Origin of the sequence: Amycolatopsis sp. NBC_01307 (genome assembly GCF_035975215.1) — a bacterium.
Classification (GTDB): Bacteria; Actinomycetota; Actinomycetes; order Mycobacteriales; family Pseudonocardiaceae; genus Amycolatopsis.
The window spans coordinates 6,589,876-6,605,439 of sequence record NZ_CP108403.1 but is presented as its reverse complement, the minus strand read 5'-3'; the positions used below and the strand labels follow the sequence as shown (position 1 = coordinate 6,605,439).

Sequence of the window (15,564 nt, the reverse complement as noted above, 5' to 3'; positions counted from 1 at the left end):
AATGAGGGTTCTAACCCGAATTACCACTCACGACCCGCGGCGGGCGGCCAGGTGCGCGGCGACGTCGTTGGGTGACGGCATCGCGAGCATCTCGTCGCGCAGGTGGGCGGCGCCCTTGGTGTACGCGGGTTCGTGCAGCAGCCGGACCAGCGCGTCGCGGATGCCTTCGGTGGTCGCTTCGGTGGCGTGGATGGAGATGCCCGCGTCCTGCGCCGCGAGACGGGCGCCGAGCGTGGGCTGGTCGACGTCCCAGGGCAGGGTCAGCTGCGGGATGCCGCGCAACGCCGTCGAGGCGAGGGTGCCGACGCCCGCGTGGTGGATGGCGACCGAGCACGTCGTCAGCAGCGCGGTGAGCGGCACGAACGGGACCAGGCGCGTTCGCGACGGGACCCTGCTCAGCCGGGTCTCGGGGGTGACCGTGGCGACCAGCTCGACGTCGAGGCCGTCGACCGCGTCGAGGACGTCCTGCAGGTCGACCGGGTAGCCGCCGGTGCGGTCGTGCGCCGTCAAGCCCATGGTCAAGGCGACGCGTGGGCGTGAAGGTGGCGTCGAAAGCCAGTCCGGGACGACCGCGGCGCCGCCGTAGTTCACGTACCGCATCGGGACGTGCTCCAGCGACGCCCGGTGCCGCAGGGACGCCGGGAGCTGGTCGATCGTGAACTGCCCGGTGACCATGTCCTCGCTGAACTCGCCGCCGTACTTGCGCGCGTACGCCCCCAGCCACTCGCCGAGCGGGTCCGGCGCGCCGTCCGGTCGCAAGCGCAGGAAGTGGTCGCGGGTCAGGCCGAAGACGTCCTCGCCGATGAGGATCCGGCCGTGCGCCGCGCCGCACGCCTTGGCCGCGATCGCGCCGGCGTACGTCGTCGGCTCCCACAGCACCAGGTCCGGCCGCCACCAGCGCGCGAAGTCGACGAGGTCGTTGATCAGCGGGACGTTGCTCGTCTTGTGCCAGCGCACGGCGATGTCGCGGTAGCCGCGCAGCACGTGGTCCCAGTCCGGTGTGGACAGTGCCGCGGTGTCGTAGGGTGCGGGCCAGCCCGTCTCGACGCCGAACAGGTGCTCGGGTCCGGTGCGGCGCAGCAGGTCCCACAGGTCGCGGTCGTGCCCGACCGGGACGGCGGTGAGCCCCGCCCCGGTCACCGCCCCGGCGAGCTTGGGCTGCACCGCCACCCGGACGTCGTGCCCGGCGGTGCGCAGCGCCCACGCGAGCGGCACCATCATCAGGAAGTGGGTGCGCTCGGCGTAGGTGGTCAGCAGGACGCGCATGTCACCGCGCCCGGTGCTTCACGACGAGCTCTTCGATCCGCGGCACGGCCTGGTTCGGGGTGGGCAGCGCGAAGATCTCGTCGCGCAGGGCCACCGCCCGGTCCTGGAACACCTGCTCGGTGAGCAGCCGGTCGATCGCCGTGCGGAACTTCTCGGGCGTGACCTCGGAAACGTGGATCGACAGCCCGGCGCCCTGCTTCTCGAGCATCTTGCCGAGCGTCGGCTGGTCGTAGTGGTAGGGCAGGGCCAGCTGCGGCACCGGGTGGCGCGCGGTGGTGCCCATGGTCGCGGCGCCGGCGTGGTGCACGACGACCGAGCACGTCGGGGCCAGCGCGTGCATCGGCGCGAAGTCGACGATCCGGGCGTTGTCCGGCGTCTTGCCGAGCAGGGGCTGCTGCGACGCGGCGACGGTGGCGACCACCTCGACGTCGAGGTCGGCGACGGAGTCGAGCAGGTCGCTCAGCGGCACGTTGTACCCGCGGTACACCTCGACGGCGCTGTTGCCCATGGTGATCGCGATCCGCGGCTTCGCCGGCGGCGTCTGCAGCCACTTCGGGACGACGGACGCGCCGTTGTAGGCGATGTACTGCGTCCGCACGTACTCCAGGTCGGCCTCGTCCTGCCAGCTCAGCGGGAACTGGTCGAGCGTGAAGTCGCCGGTGAACATGTCCTCGGTGAAGTCGAAGCCGTACTTGCGGGCGTAGGCGCCCATCCATTCGGCGAGCGGGTCGCGGCGCTGGTCGGCCGGTTGCGCGTCCCGCAGCTTCACGAACTGCTGGCGCACCTTGCCGAAGACGTCGACGCCGAACAGCAGCCGCGCGTGGGCCGCACCGCACGCCTTGGCCGCGATCGCGCCGGCGAAGCTCAGCGGGTCCCAGACGACGAGGTCGGGCTTCCAGTAGCGGGCGAACTCGACGAGCCCGGAGATGATCGGGAAGTTGCCGTACTTGTGCCACTCGATGCCCTCGTTGGCCATCGTCGAGACCATGTGCTCCCAGGTGGCCTTCTCGGGCTCTTCGTAGACGTCGTAGGGCGCCGGGATGCCCGCGCGCTCGTTCTCGACGCCGCGGGTGCGGGCGGCGACCTTGTGCATGTCGCGGCTGTGCCCGACGGGCACCGCGGTGAGCCCGGCCTGCAGGACCTCGTCGACGAACTCGGGCTGGCTGGCGAACCGGACCTCGTGCCCGGCCGTCCGCAGCGCCCAGGCGATGGTGAACATGTACTTGTAGACGGTCCGGGGCGGGTTGGAGACGAACAGGATGCGCATGGGCTTTCCTCCGGTCAGCGGGCTTCGGATGGCGAGGGAGCGGCGGCCGGTTCCTCCGCTCGGCGAGCTTCGAGCACGAGTGCGGCGGCCGTTCCCGTGGCCGGGAAGGTCGGCCGGCCGGGGCGGGGCCAGGTGGTCCTCATGCGTTCCTCCGGGCGACGTGGTCTTCGAGCGCTTGGACGACGTCGTTGGGCGAGGGCGTGGCGGCCATCCGCGCGGCCAGTTCCCTCGCCCGGGTGGTGAACGACGGCTCCGACAGCAGCCGCAGGACGTCCGCGCGGACGGCCTTGCCCGAGACCTCCGAGCCGGTCAGGGTCAGTGCGGAACCGTGGACCGTCGCGCGGCGGGCCAGCTCCGGCTCGTCGAACTCCCACGGCACAGCCAGTTGCGGGACGCCGTAGCGGGCCGTCGTCAGGTAGGTGCCGGGCCCGGCGTGGTTGATGACCGCCGCGCACGTCGGCACGAGCGCGTGCAGCGGCACGTACGGCACGATCCGGGTGTTGGCCGGGACTTCCGTGACCTTGGCGGCTTCGGCGTCCGGCAGCGTGGCGACGATCTCGGCGTCCACATCGGACAGTGCGGCCAGGATGTCCGGGACGCTCACCGTGTAGCCGCCGAAGTGCTCGGTGGCCGTCGTGCCGAGGGTCAGGCCGATGCGCGGCCGGTCGCTCCTGCGCTTCAGCCAGTCCGGGACGCTGGCCGCGCCGCCGTAGGGGACGTACTGCACCGGCAACGTCGGCAGCCGCGTGTCGAGGCGGATCGGGTCCGGCACCGGGTCGATCGTGAACTGCCCGGTGATCAGCTCCTCGTCGAACGCGAAGCCGTACTTGCGGCCGTACCCGGCGATCCAGCCGGCCAGCGGGTCCGGGCCCGGACCGAGAGAAAGGAACCGTTCGCGGGCCGCGCCGAAGACGTCGATGCTCCACAGGAGACGGCCGTGTGCCGCACCGCACGCCGCGGCCGCGATCGCGCCCGCGTACGTCGTCGGCTCCCAGATCACCAGGTCCGGCTGCCACACTCGCGCGAACTCGACCAGACCGGTGACCAGGGGGAAGTTGTTCTGCTTGTGCCACAGCTCCAAAATGGACGCGTAGCCGTCAGTCATCTCCGCACGCGTACCCACACCGGAAACGGCGGCGTCATAAGGCGAAGGCAGGCCGACGCGCTCGGCTTCGGCCAGGTCGGGGTAGGCCTCGGTGAGCCGCCGCCAGTTGCCGACGCCGCGGCGGCCGACCGGCACGGCGGTCAGCCCGGCGCCGGTGATGACGTCCTCGAAGCCCGGCTGGGTCGCCACCCGCACCTCGTGCCCGGCGGTGCGCAGCGCCCACGCCAGCGTGACCATCGGCTGGAAGATGGTCTTCTCCGGGTAGGTGGTGAGCAGGACGCGCATGGTCTCTCTTCCGGGGTCTGCCGTGGCTGGTCGTGAGTGGTAATGAGGGTTCTAACCCTCATTACCACTCACGACCCCCTGCGGAACTTGGCGGTGAGGTCTTCCAGGTCGGGGACGATGTCGTTCGGCGACGGCAAGGTGTCCATTTCGGACTGGAGGTTCGCCGCGCCGCGCGTGAAGGACGGGTCGTCGAGTAGCCGACGGACGCTCTCGCGGATTGTGTCGGCCGTGGGTGAGCGGAGGTCGATTCCGGCGCCGGCGCGGGCCAGGCCGGCGGCGAAGATCGGCTCGTCCAGGTGGTGCGGCACGCACAGCTGGGGGACGCCCGCCCGGGCGAACGTGGCGAGGGTGCCGAGGCCGCCGTGGTGGACGGCGGCCGCGCACGTCGGGGCGAGGGCGTGCAGCGGGACGTACGAGACCAGCCGGACGTTCGCCGGTACCGTGCCGAGGCCCTGCGCCGTCGCCACCACTTCGACGTCCACATCGGACAGTGCGTCGAGGACGTCGGGCAGCGAAAGGTGGTAGCCGCCGAAGATCTCGGTGGCGCTCAGGCCCATCGTCAGTGCGGTCCGCGGGCGCTCGGCCGGCCGTTGCAGCCAGTCCGGCACACAAGCCGGGCCGCCGTAGGGGACGTACTGGAAGCGCAGGTACGGGAGGCCGGCCTCGATCTGCAGGCTGCCCGGGAGGTGGTCGAGGGTGAAGTCGCCGGTGACCATGTCCTCGCCGAACTCGAAGCCGTACTTGCGGCCGTAACCGGAGAACCACGCCTCGAACGGGTCCGGCTCGTCGCCGCGCAGCCGCAGGTAGTGGTCGCGGACGCCGCCGAAGAGGTCGATGCTCCACAGCATCCGCGCGTGGGCCGCGCCGCACGCCCGCGCGGCGATCGCGCCCGCCTGGCTCAGCGGCTCCCAGACGACGAGGTCCGGCTTCCAGGCCCGGGCGAACTCGACGAGGTCGGCCACGATGGGGAAGTTGCTCACCCGGTGCCAGCCGCGCACCGCCTCGGTCAGGCCCGGCTGCAGGTAGCCGAGGGTCTGCTTGGCGACGTCGTCGAAGGCGTCGTAGGGCGGCATGATCCCCTCGCGCATCGCCTCCGTGCCGCCGGCGCGCGTCTCGGTGATCCGCCAGAAGTTCCGGTCGGACCCGACCGGCACCGCGGTCAGCCCGGCCTGCGTGACGACCGGCGCGAACTTCGGCTGGCACGCCACGCGCACCTCGTGCCCGGCCGTGCGCAGCGCCCAGGCGAGCGGGACCAGGTGGTAGAAGAACGTCTTCTCCGGGTAGGTCGTCAGCAGGACTCTCATCGGACGCGCGCCTCGATCTCCGGCACGATCGCGTTCGGCGACGGCAGCCCGAGGATCTCGTCGCGCAGGTCCGCGGCCCGGTCCTTGAAGGACTGTTCGGTCAGCAGCCGTTCGACGCTCTCGCGGATCCGCGCGCCGGTCGCGCGGTGGGTCGGCAGCTCCAGCCCGGCGCCGTGCTCGGCCAGCTTGCGGCCGAGGAACGGCTGGTCGTAGTGGTGGTGCAGGGCCAGCTGCGGCACCGGGTGCCGGGACGTCGTGGCCATGGTCGCCGCGCCGGCGTGGTGGACGACGACCGAGCACGTCGGGGCCAGCGCGTGCCACGGTACGTACGAGACGATCCGCGCGTTGCCCGGGATCCGCGTCAGTTCCGCCTGTGCCTTCTCCGCGACGGTCGCGACCAGGTCGATGTCGAGGTCGGCGAGCGCGTCGAGGGCCTCCTGGACGCCGACGGTGTAGCCGTTGAAGTGCTCGGTCGCGGTCAGGCCCAGGGTCATCGCGACGCGCGGGCGCTCCGGCGGCTTGCTCAGCCAGCTCGGCACCACGGCCGGGCCGCCGTACGGGATGTACTGCGTGCGCAGGACGTCCAGCTCGGTCGCCGGCTGCAGGCTCGCCGGGAACTGGTCGATGGTGAACTGCCCGGTCGTCATGTCCTCGGAGAACTCGGCGCCGTACATCCGCGCGTACCGGCCGAGCCACGCGCCGAGGTGATCGACGCGGCCCGGCTCCTCGGCCAGCCGCCGCCGGTACTGCTCGCGGGCCGCGCCGAAGACGTCGACGCCGAACAGGAGACGTGCGTGGGCGGCGCCGCACGCCTTCGCGGCGATCGGCCCGGCGTAGCAGAACGGCTCCCAGACGATCAGGTCCGGCTGCCAGGCGCGGGCGAACTCGACGAGCCCGCCGACCATCGGGTGGTTGGTCAGCCAGTGCCAGCCGCGCACCGCGTCGGCCATGCCGGGCTCGAGGTACTCCCAGGTGGCGCGCTCGTAGTCGTCGAAGACGTCGTACGGCGCGGGCAGCCCGGCGCGCCCCTCTTCCCGGCCGTCGACGTCGTTGAGGCGGCGGTTGCGGGTGTGCCCGACCGGCACCGCGGTGAGGCCGGACTGCGTGATCACGTCCGTCAGCGCGGGCTGGCTCGCGAAGCGCACTTCGTGGCCGGCGGTGCGCAGCGCCCACGCCATCGGCGCCAGGTACAGGAAGACGCTCTTCTGCGGCGTGGTGGCGAACAGGACGCGCATGGTGCTCCTTTCCGGGTCTGCCGCGGCTGGTCGTGAGTGTTTAGGGCGGTTCTAACCGCCCTAAACACTCACGACCCCGTGCGGTGCTTGGCGGTCAGCTCTTCGAGCGTTCCGGCCAGTTCGTTCGGGGTGGGGAGCGCGAAGATCTCGTCGCGCAGGTCTGCCGCGCGGGCTTTGAAGGACTGCTCGGTGAGCAGGCGCGCGACGGCGTCGCGGACACCTCCGCCGGTCGCGTCGCCCGTGTGGATCTCCAGGCCGGCGCCGTGTTCGGCGAGCTTGCGGCCGAGGTAGGGCTGGTCGAAGTGGAAGTGCAGGGCCAGCTGCGGCACCGGGTGCCGCGCGGTCGTCGCCAAGGTTGCCGCGCCCGCGTGGTGCACCACCGCGGCGCACGTCGGGGCGAGCGCGTGCCACGGCACGTAGGGCACCATCCGGACGTTGGACGGCATCGGCGGCAGCGTCCGCTGCACGTCCTCGGCGACCGTCGCGACGACCTCGACGTCCAATTCGGACAGTCCTAAGAGGATCTCCGACAGTGGCACGTTGTAGCCGCCGAAGACCTCGGTCGCGGTGAGGCCGAGGGTCAGCGCGACCCGGGGACGTTCCGCGGGCCGCTTCAGCCAGTCCGGTACCACCGCGGCCCCGCCGTAGGGCACGAACTGCACCCGCACGGTGTCGAGCCCGGCGTCCAGGCTCAGCGACGCGGGCAGCTGGTCGATGGTGAAGTCGCCGACGGCGAGGTCCTCACCGGCGTCGAAGCCGTACTTGCGGGCGTAGCTCCCGAGCCAGTCGGCCAGCGGGTCGACGCGGTCCGCCGGCGCCTGCCGGGCCTGCGTCCGCAGGTAGTCGACGCGGGTGGCGCCGAAGACGTCGATGCCGAACAGCAGCCGGCCGTGCGCCGCGCCGCACGCCTTGGCGGCGATCGCCCCGGCGTAGCAGAGCGGCTCCCACAGCACGAGGTCCGGCTCCCAGTACCGGGTGTAGGAGACCAGGTCGGCGAGCATCGGGAAGTTCGTCAGCCGGTGCCAGCCCTTGACCGCCGCGGTCATCCCGTCACGCAGGTAGTCCCACGTGGCCGATCCGGGGACGTCGAACAGGTCGTACGGCGCGGCCACCCCGGCCCGCAGCGCCGCGCGTTCCTCGGGCCGGTTTTCGGTGATGCGCCACGGGTCCCGGTCGTGCCCGACCGGGACCGCCGTCAGCCCGGCCTGGGTGATCGTGCTCGCGAACCGCGGCAGGCTCGCCACGTGCACCTCGTGCCCGGCGGTGCGCAGCGCCCAGGTGACCGGCACCAGGTAGTTGAAGATGCTCTTCTCGGCGGGCAGGACCAGCAGGACGCGCATCGCCGGCCCCTCAGACGCCCGACGAGACGGCGTCGCGCGCCATCGCCGCCGCGAGGTTCTCCAGGCCGTGCTCCAGCGAGACGCGCGGCGCCCAGCCGGTGGCGTTCCGGAAGCCCGACGGGTCGAGCACGAAGTCGAGCAGGTCGGTCGGCATCGAGTGGTCGGCCGGCGGCACCGACACCACCGGCACCGGCTCCCGCCCGGTCTGCGCGGCGACGGCCTTCGCGACCCCGCCGAACAGGTCGCCGACGCTGGTCGCCAGCCCGGTGCCGACCAGCCACGGCCGGCCGTCGACGGCGTCCGGCTGGTCGAGCGCGGCCAGGAAGGCGCGGGCGACGTCGTCGACGCACACCAGGTCCCGCTTCACGGTCCCGTCGTGCCACATGGTGAGCGCCTCGCCGGCGAACGCGCGGCGCATCATCGCCGAGACGACGCCGCGGTCGAGCGCGGGGGAGTCGGAGCCCTGGGTGTAGAGCGTGGCCAGCCGGAGCGACGCGCCCCGCAGCAGGCCCGTCTCGACGGCGTCGCGGATCGCGTGCTCGGCGTCCAGCTTCTGCCGGTCGTAGGTGGTGAGCGGCTGGTCCGGCTCGGTGCCGTCGATCCGGCCCGAGATCGAGCGCCCGGCCTGCGACATCGACCCGGCCAGCAGGACCACCGGCGGGTGCACCGGCCGCTGGTCCTTCACGGCGGCGACGAGGTCGTGCACCAGGCCGACGTTGACGCGCTCGGCGACCGGGTCGTCCGACGACACCCGCCAGGTGCTGGCCCCGGCGATGTGCGCGACCAGGTGGATCACCGCGTCAGCGCCTTCGACGGCGTCGGCGACGGCACCGTCGGCGGTCAGGTCGGTGGTGCGGACGTCGATGTCGGCCCGCGCCCCGGCCGGGACCGTGGTCGGCCGGCGCCCGGCGAGGCGCAGGCGGACCGGCCGGGCGGCCAGTTCGCGGGTGATGGCGGTGCCCAGGAGCCCGGACGAGCCGAGCACCGTGATCAGCGGTCGTGCCTGTTCGCCCACGGCTTCTCCTCCAGTTTCGCGTGAATGGGTGGAATGGCTCTTCCGGGAATAGCCGGAACGTCTCGGCCGGTGAGCTGTCCGCAGTCTAAGTCAGCTTCGCCGCCGTATCCAAAGAATTGCGCGATCATTTCGACACGACGGCTTCGCGGTGTTCGTCCCAGCGCTTTTCGCCGGTCGCCACGGGCAGTGTGTCGATGTCGCGCAGGTCCGCCGCGCTCAGCCGGATCCCGGCCGCGCCGACGTTCTCCGTCAGCCAGCGCAGCCGCCGGGTGCCGGGGATCGGCACGACGTTGTCGCCGTGCGTGGTGAGCCAGGCGATCGCCACCTGCGCCGGGGTCGCGCCGTGCCGGGCGGCGACCCGCTGCAGGCCGTCGACGATGCGCTGGTTGTCGGTGAGCGCGCCGGCCTCGAACCGCGGGTCGCGCCGCCGCGAGTCGCCGTCGACCAGCTCGTCGACGGCGACCTGCCCGGAGAGATAACCGCGGCCGATCGGGCAGCAGGCGAGGAAGCCGACGTCGTTCTTCCAGGTCCACGGCAGGATCTCGTCGAGGTTCCGGCGTTCCCAGACCGACAGCTCGTACTGCACCGCGGCGATCGGGAAGAGCGCGTGGATCTGCTCCAGCTCCTCCACGGTCGCGTGCGAGATGCCGAGGCCGAGGACCTTGCCCTCGGTGACGAGCTCGGCCAGCGCGCCCCACGACTCGGCCAGCGGCACGGCGGGATCGACGCGGTGCAGCTGGTAGAGGCCGATCGCGTCGACGCCCAGCCGGCGCAGCGAACCTTCGCAGGCCTCGCGCAGGTATTCGGGGCGCCCGTTGCGTTCCAGGGTGCCGTCGGGCCGCAGGATCAGGCCGACCTTGGTGGCGATCGTGGTCCGCGCGCGGTACGGCGCGAGCACCTCGCCGAGCAGCTGTTCGTTCGTGAACGGGCCGTAGACGTCGGCCGTGTCGAACACGGTGACGCCCAGGTCGACCGCGTGCCGGAGCACCCGGGCCGACTCTTCGTGGTCCCGCGCGGTCCGGGCGGGCCCGTAACCGTAGGACATCGAACTGCAGCCGAGCCCGATTTCACCGACGGAAAGCGTTTCGGTGAGCCGTGTGTGCCGCATATTCACCTCCGATAGCCACAAGGGCGATTCATGAAGCGTCCGATCGCGGGGCGAAATGCGAGTCGGCCGGGGGTGTCCCGGTGCCGGAAAGGAATTCGTGCGCGAGGTCCGGGTCGGCGCCGGCGACGAACGCGAGGGCCTGCTCGGTGCCGGCGTCGATCGCGCGGTAGTAGCGGTCGCCGGCCGCGGTCGGGACGCCGATCGTCATCCGCGAGCCCAGGCGCTGGAAGATCGTCTGCCGCAGCCGCCAGCCGATCACCGCGCGGGTGCGCAGCACGGTCGTCGAGCGCCCGGCCGCGCCGCTGCGCACGACCAGGTACGGGCCGACCAGCGCGTGGCCCAGCGTGCGGTAGGCGACCCAGGCCAGCGCCCAGGTCAGCGGCAGGAGCAGCAGCGGCAGCGGCCACCACGACGCCGGCACGACGCCGGTCGCGCCGAGCCAGGCGAGCAGGCCCGCGACGGCCGCCGGGCCGTAGGTCGCCCAGTAGAGCCGGCGCCGGAACGCGCCGGCCGGGTGCCGCAGCAGCGGCGCTTCGAGGGGCTGGTGGCCGTCCGGGAAGACGAAGCTCGCCGCGTGCCGGGCGTCGTGCAGCGGCGTGCGCGGCAGGATGTTGGCCGACTCGTTGAGCGAGGCGTTGAGCCCGGTCGTGATCACCTTGGTCTCGGCGAGGCGCATCCACCGCCACAGCAGCGGTTCGTGCAGGTGCACCCCCCGGATCCGGCGGTCCTCCCGGTGCACGGTCTTGGTGGTGAACAGGCCTTGCCGGGTGCGCAGCTCAGTGCCGTCTTCGCCGCTGGTCGTGCGGACCAGCTCGAAGTTCCAGTGCTTCGCGGCGAAGTCCAGGCCGAGCGAGAAGTACCCGAGGACGAACGTGATCACGACGGACGCGCCGATCGTGCGCCAGACGCCCAGGTTCGCCCAGTGGATCAGGCCCGCGATGACGTCGATGAGGTCGACGGCGAACGTCTGCATCGTGAAGTACAGCGACACGAGGAAAAGCACCCCGGCGAGGATCGCCCAGACGTGGAAAACGTTGTACCACAACCAGATCCAGCGCAGCCGGGCGATGACGACCTCGCGTTCCGCCGGCGCCTCGGCGTCGCGGGGGATCAGGTCGCGCCGCAGCTGGGCGGCCGTCTCCTTCGACAGCGCGTCGAGCTTGAACGCGGGTGAGAAGTGCTTGCCCTCACCCGATCCGATGTGGACGACGCGCAGCTTCACCAAGCGGTGCCGCAGTTTCGCGCTGCTGCTGACGCTGCGGATGCGGTCGCGTCCGACGTGCCGCTCCTCGCGGACCAGCAGGCCGGTGCGGCGCTCGACGCGTTCGGGCGTGACGCGGTAGCGGGTGAACAGCCAGCGCCACAGGTCCCGCAGGGTCATCAGCGCGCTGATGCCGCTGACGACCAGCAGCGGCCAGACCGGGCCCGAGTCGTAGAGGAAGTAGCTCGTGATGCTGATGGCGAAGGAGATCGTGAACTTGGCCGCGTTGACGTAGAAGAGCTTGATGTCCAAGCGCAGCCAGGGAAGTTCGCTCTCTTCGGCCGACGCGGGAGACACGGGCTCGGCCGTCGTTTCCGCCGTCACGTCGCGTCCCCGGGCGTGGCCTGGGCGATCTCGTTGAGCCGGCGGACCGCCTCCTCGGCGATCGGCGTCTCCAGGCCTTCGATCTTCACGTGCCCCTCGTGCGAGGCCGTTGTGACCTTGATGGTCGAGAGGCCGAGCAGCTGCTCGATCGGGCCCTGCACGGTGTCGATGCTTTGGATCCGGGACACCGGGACGATCCGCCACTCCCGGGTGATCCAGCCGCTGAGGGAGTACACGGCCTCGTCGGTCGTCTCCCAGCGGTGCACCAGGTAGCGGTAGGTCGGCATGAACAGGAAGTTCGCCGCGAAGATCGCGCCGACGCCCCAGGTGATCGGGTCCAGCCAGGTGCGGATGCCGGCGAAGATGATGTGGAGCGTGACGAACACGCCGAGCACGCCGATCGCCCAGAACAGCGTGTTCAGCGTGCGCCACAGGATGAAGCGGCGCGCGAGCCGGTGCCGCGGCGGCCGGACGGCGAGGGGTTCGGGCCGGACCGGGAGCACGGGCCGTGAAGAATCCGTGGTGGAGTGGTCCATCGGCTGAGCGTCCGATCTGTGAGGAGAACCGTGTCTCGCCGGCGGGACCCGGTGTGCGGACCCGGGGCGCCCGCACACCGGCGTCTGCCGCGGCCGGTCGTGAGTGGTAAAGAGGGTTCTAACCCTCATTGCCACTCACGAGCCCTAGGCCGGGGCGTCCGGAGCGGCGGCGTCGGGGGCCGCCGTTTCGGCTGTGGGAGCCGGGGTTTCGGCCGGGGCCGCGTCCTCCTCGGCGACGATCTTCACGATGTAGGCGGCCAGGTCGCGGAACTCCTCGCCCTCGGTGAAGTCCTCGAACTTCTCCAGCAGCTTGCGGTCGGTCGTGTTCTCGACCTCGAGCAGCACCTGCACCACGGAAAACGAGTCGAGGTCGCGCAGGCTCTCCGGCTCGGGCATGTCGGGCTGCTCGGCGCAGATCATCCGGGCGATCTCCCGGACCATCTCCTCGACGTCGTCGACATTGGTGAGGTCGACTTTCGTGGCGTTCTCTGACATGACAATTCAGCCCTTCCGCTTAATCGTCCGTGTGGCCGCGCGGCGAATCCTTCCCCTGATGCGGGGTGACGCGCTCCGGGCGAATGCCCCCAGTCGGCAGCCGGAACCCGGCCGAGGTTAGCCAGCACTCCGGCCCCGGTCAACAACACCGTGGCGGCCGTTGTCCCGCCGGCGGGACGGGCCGGTCAATGCGCGTCGAATGATGGCCGGCAAGGCTGTGACAGCCGAGCGGAAGTGTGCTTCCATGACTCCGGCGGCGCTGGGCAGCAAAACGAATAGGCGTCGCGTCGAATAGCCCATGTGTTGCGGCGTCCCGGAAGTTCACCGGGAATTCGCCCGCGTCGTACGAGCCCTGTCCGGTCGTGCCACGGCCGATCCCCTGGAGGTGACCCGCCCTGATGGCTCAATATGTCTGGGGTTATTTGCCGGAGTACGAGAAAGAACGGGACGACATTCTCGACGCCGTCGACACGGTCTTCCGCTCCGGCAAGCTCGTGCTCGGCCCGAGCGTGAAGGCGTTCGAAGAGGAGTTCGCCGCCTACCACGGCGTCGAGCACTGCGTCGGCGTCGACAACGGCACCAACGCCATCGTCCTCGGCCTGCGCGCCCTCGGCGTCGGGGCCGGCGACGAGGTGATCACGGTGTCCAACACCGCGGCGCCGACCGTGCTGGCGATCGACCAGATCGGCGCCGTGCCGGTGTTCGTCGACGTCCACCCCGGCACGTACCTGATGAACGTCGAGCAGGTCGAGGCGGCGATCACCGAGCGCACGCGCTGCCTGCTGCCGGTGCACCTGTACGGCCAGTGCGTCGACATGGCACCGCTGGAAGCGATCGCGGCCGAGCACGGCCTGCCGATCCTGGAAGACTGCGCGCAGGCGCACGGCGCCCGCCACCACGGGAAGATCGCCGGGTCGATGGGCAAGGCCGCGGCCTTCTCCTTCTACCCCACCAAGGTGCTCGGCGCCTACGGTGACGGCGGCGCGACGATCACGTCGGACGCCGAGGTCGAGGCGAACCTGCGGCGGCTGCGCTACTACGGCATGGAGAAGGTCTACTACGTCGTCTCCACGCCGGGGTACAACAGCCGGCTCGACGAGGTGCAGGCGGAGATCCTGCGCCGCAAGCTGACCCGGCTCGACGACTACCTCGTCCGCCGCCGGCTCATCGCCGAGCGCTACGCCGAGGCGTTCGCCGGCACCGACCTCGTGACGCCGGCGCTCGCCCCGGGCAACGACCACGTCTACTACGTCTACGTGGCGCGGCACCCGTTGCGGGACAAGATCATCGAAGCGCTCAAGCCCGAGGGCATCGAGCTGAACATCAGCTACCCGTGGCCGGTGCACACGCAGTCCGGCTTCGCGAAGCTCGGCTACCGCGAAGGTTCGCTGCCCGAGACCGAGGCGGCGGCCCACGAGATCTTCTCGCTGCCGATGTACGCCTCGCTGTCCGACGTGGACCAGGAACGGGTCGTGGAAAAGGTGCGGGCGGTGCTGGCGAAGCTCTGACCCACCCGGTGGTCCGACAGACAGGAGAGCACGAGCATGAAGCGACTCGCGGTGCTGCACCGGGAACTCAACCCCGGGCCCGGAACCACCGGCGGCAGCATGATGTCCATGGTGGAGTTCCACGACTGGTGGGCCGAGCGGACGGCGGCCGGGCACTTCGCCGTCGACCGCATCCCGTTCGCCGAGCTCGGTGACTGGGCGTTCGAGGCCGGCACCGGGAACCTCGGGCACAAGAGCGGGCGCTTCTTCACCATCGAAGGCCTGCAGGTGCGCGAAGGCGGCGTCCCGACGTGGTCCCAGCCCATCATCAACCAGCCCGAGATCGGCATCCTCGGCATCGTCGTCAAGGAGTTCGACGGCGTGCTGCACTGCCTGATGCAGGCCAAGATGGAGCCGGGCAACGTCAACACGCTCCAGCTGTCGCCGACGGTGCAGGCCACGCGCAGCAACTACACGCAGGTGCACCGCGGCGCGACCACGCGCTACCTGGAGTACTTCGTCGGCGCCGGCCGCGGCCAGGTGCTGGTGGACGTGCTGCAGTCGGAGCAGGGCGCGTGGTTCTGGCGCAAGCGCAACCGCAACATGGTCGTGCTGGTCACCGGCGACGTCGAGCTGCACGAGGACTACTGCTGGCTGAGCCTGGCCCAGATCGGCGAGCTGTCCCACCGGGACAACCTGGTGAACATGGACGCCCGCACGGTGCTCTCGTGCATCCCGTTCGCCCTCCCGGACGGCGACGGCGCGACCGGCGAGGACTTCCGGGACGCGCTCGTGCGCTCCTACCAGTACGCCGCCGAGGACGCGCCGGGCCCGGCCCTGCACACCGCGGGGGACATCCTCAGCTGGTTCACCGAGGCCAAGACGCGCTGCGACTGGTCCGCCCGGCTGACGCCGCTGTCGGCGACGACGGGCTGGCACCGCGACGACGAGGAGATCGCCGACGACGCGGCGGCCAACTTCCGCATCATCGGCGTGCGGGTCGAGGCGGGCACCCGGGAGGTCAAGGCCTGGCGGCAGCCCCTCCTCCACCCCAGGGGGGAGGGGCATGCCGCCTTCCTCGCCCGGCGCGTCCGCGGCGTGCTGCACCTGCTGGTGCAGGCCCGGCCGGAGTACGGCCTGATGGACATGGTCGAGATGGCGCCCACCGTGCACCTGCTGCCCGGCCAGGACGCGTCGTCGATCAAGGAGCCGTTCCTGCGGGACGTGCTCGAGGTCGGCGGGGTCAAGACGCACTACGACCAGAAGCTCTCGGAGGAGGGCGGCCGGTTCTACCACGCGCTGACCCGCTACCAGCTGATCGAGGTGGGTGAGGAGTTCCCGGTCGAGGTGCCGCCGAACTACTGCTGGATGACCGTGCGCCAGCTGATCGACCTGCTGCGCCACGGGCACTACCTGAACATCGAGGCCCGCAGCCTGCTGGCCTGCATCCACAGCCTCTGCTGACCCGAGGCGGCACTTTCACGTGAAAGTGCCCACCTGGGAGCGGCACTTTCACGTGAAAGTGCCGCCTGGCCG

General features: G+C 71.1%; 13 protein-coding genes. 2 read left to right on the top strand and 11 right to left on the bottom strand.

The window, feature by feature from the left end; genetic code table 11:
- Positions 1–27 precede the first annotated feature (27 nt).
- The 11 genes from OG439_RS28345 to OG439_RS28295 all read right to left on the bottom strand — a co-directional run bounded on the left by OG439_RS28345 (position 28) and on the right by OG439_RS28295 (position 12,541).
- On the bottom strand, positions 28–1,266 hold the full coding sequence (locus tag OG439_RS28345) for an activator-dependent family glycosyltransferase (protein WP_326943859.1): 1,239 nt from the start codon (positions 1,264–1,266) through the stop codon (positions 28–30).
- A 1-nt stretch (position 1,267) separates the two neighbouring features.
- On the bottom strand, positions 1,268–2,533 hold the full coding sequence (locus tag OG439_RS28340; RefSeq protein ID WP_326943858.1) for an activator-dependent family glycosyltransferase: 1,266 nt from the start codon (positions 2,531–2,533) through the stop codon (positions 1,268–1,270).
- Between the two features lie 139 nt (positions 2,534–2,672).
- The gene (locus OG439_RS28335) at positions 2,673–3,923 is read right to left on the bottom strand and encodes an activator-dependent family glycosyltransferase (protein WP_326943857.1); all 1,251 of its coding nucleotides are present in this window, start codon (positions 3,921–3,923) and stop codon (positions 2,673–2,675) included.
- Positions 3,924–3,991: 68 nt separating this feature from the next.
- Positions 3,992–5,227: an activator-dependent family glycosyltransferase gene (locus OG439_RS28330; protein ID WP_326943856.1), complete on the bottom strand. Its 1,236-nt coding sequence runs from the start codon at positions 5,225–5,227 to the stop codon at positions 3,992–3,994.
- Positions 5,224–6,462 (bottom strand): activator-dependent family glycosyltransferase, encoded by a 1,239-nt coding sequence (locus OG439_RS28325; protein WP_326943855.1) that lies wholly within the window; start codon positions 6,460–6,462, stop codon positions 5,224–5,226. The genes OG439_RS28330 and OG439_RS28325 overlap by 4 nt, the downstream gene beginning before the upstream one ends.
- A gap of 68 nt (positions 6,463–6,530) precedes the next feature.
- Complete coding sequence (locus OG439_RS28320) at positions 6,531–7,802, bottom strand: activator-dependent family glycosyltransferase (RefSeq protein ID WP_326943854.1); 1,272 nt, start codon at positions 7,800–7,802, stop codon at positions 6,531–6,533.
- A gap of 10 nt (positions 7,803–7,812) precedes the next feature.
- Complete coding sequence (locus OG439_RS28315; protein WP_326943853.1) at positions 7,813–8,817, bottom strand: NAD-dependent epimerase/dehydratase family protein; 1,005 nt, start codon at positions 8,815–8,817, stop codon at positions 7,813–7,815.
- A gap of 124 nt (positions 8,818–8,941) precedes the next feature.
- Positions 8,942–9,925 carry an aldo/keto reductase gene (locus OG439_RS28310; RefSeq protein WP_326943852.1) on the bottom strand — a complete coding sequence of 328 codons (984 nt, stop codon included), beginning with the start codon at positions 9,923–9,925 and terminating at the stop codon, positions 8,942–8,944.
- A gap of 28 nt (positions 9,926–9,953) precedes the next feature.
- On the bottom strand, positions 9,954–11,510 hold the full coding sequence (locus tag OG439_RS28305; protein WP_326943851.1) for a PH domain-containing protein: 1,557 nt from the start codon (positions 11,508–11,510) through the stop codon (positions 9,954–9,956).
- Positions 11,507–12,046, bottom strand: coding sequence for a PH domain-containing protein (locus tag OG439_RS28300; RefSeq protein WP_326943850.1), 540 nt, complete (start codon positions 12,044–12,046; stop codon positions 11,507–11,509). Before OG439_RS28300 ends, OG439_RS28305 begins: the two co-directional genes overlap by 4 nt.
- A 144-nt stretch (positions 12,047–12,190) precedes the next feature.
- A complete protein-coding gene (locus OG439_RS28295; protein WP_326943849.1) occupies positions 12,191–12,541 on the bottom strand; it encodes a hypothetical protein in 351 nt (116 codons plus the stop codon).
- A 398-nt stretch (positions 12,542–12,939) separates the two neighbouring features.
- On the opposite strand from OG439_RS28295, the gene OG439_RS28290 reads away from it, so the two are divergent.
- Together OG439_RS28290 and OG439_RS28285 are read left to right on the top strand one after the other, a co-directional pair.
- On the top strand, positions 12,940–14,049 hold the full coding sequence (locus OG439_RS28290) for a DegT/DnrJ/EryC1/StrS family aminotransferase (protein WP_247056471.1): 1,110 nt from the start codon (positions 12,940–12,942) through the stop codon (positions 14,047–14,049).
- A gap of 36 nt (positions 14,050–14,085) precedes the next feature.
- Positions 14,086–15,492: an NDP-hexose 2,3-dehydratase family protein gene (locus tag OG439_RS28285; protein WP_326943848.1), complete on the top strand. Its 1,407-nt coding sequence runs from the start codon at positions 14,086–14,088 to the stop codon at positions 15,490–15,492.
- Positions 15,493–15,564: the final 72 nt, after the last annotated feature.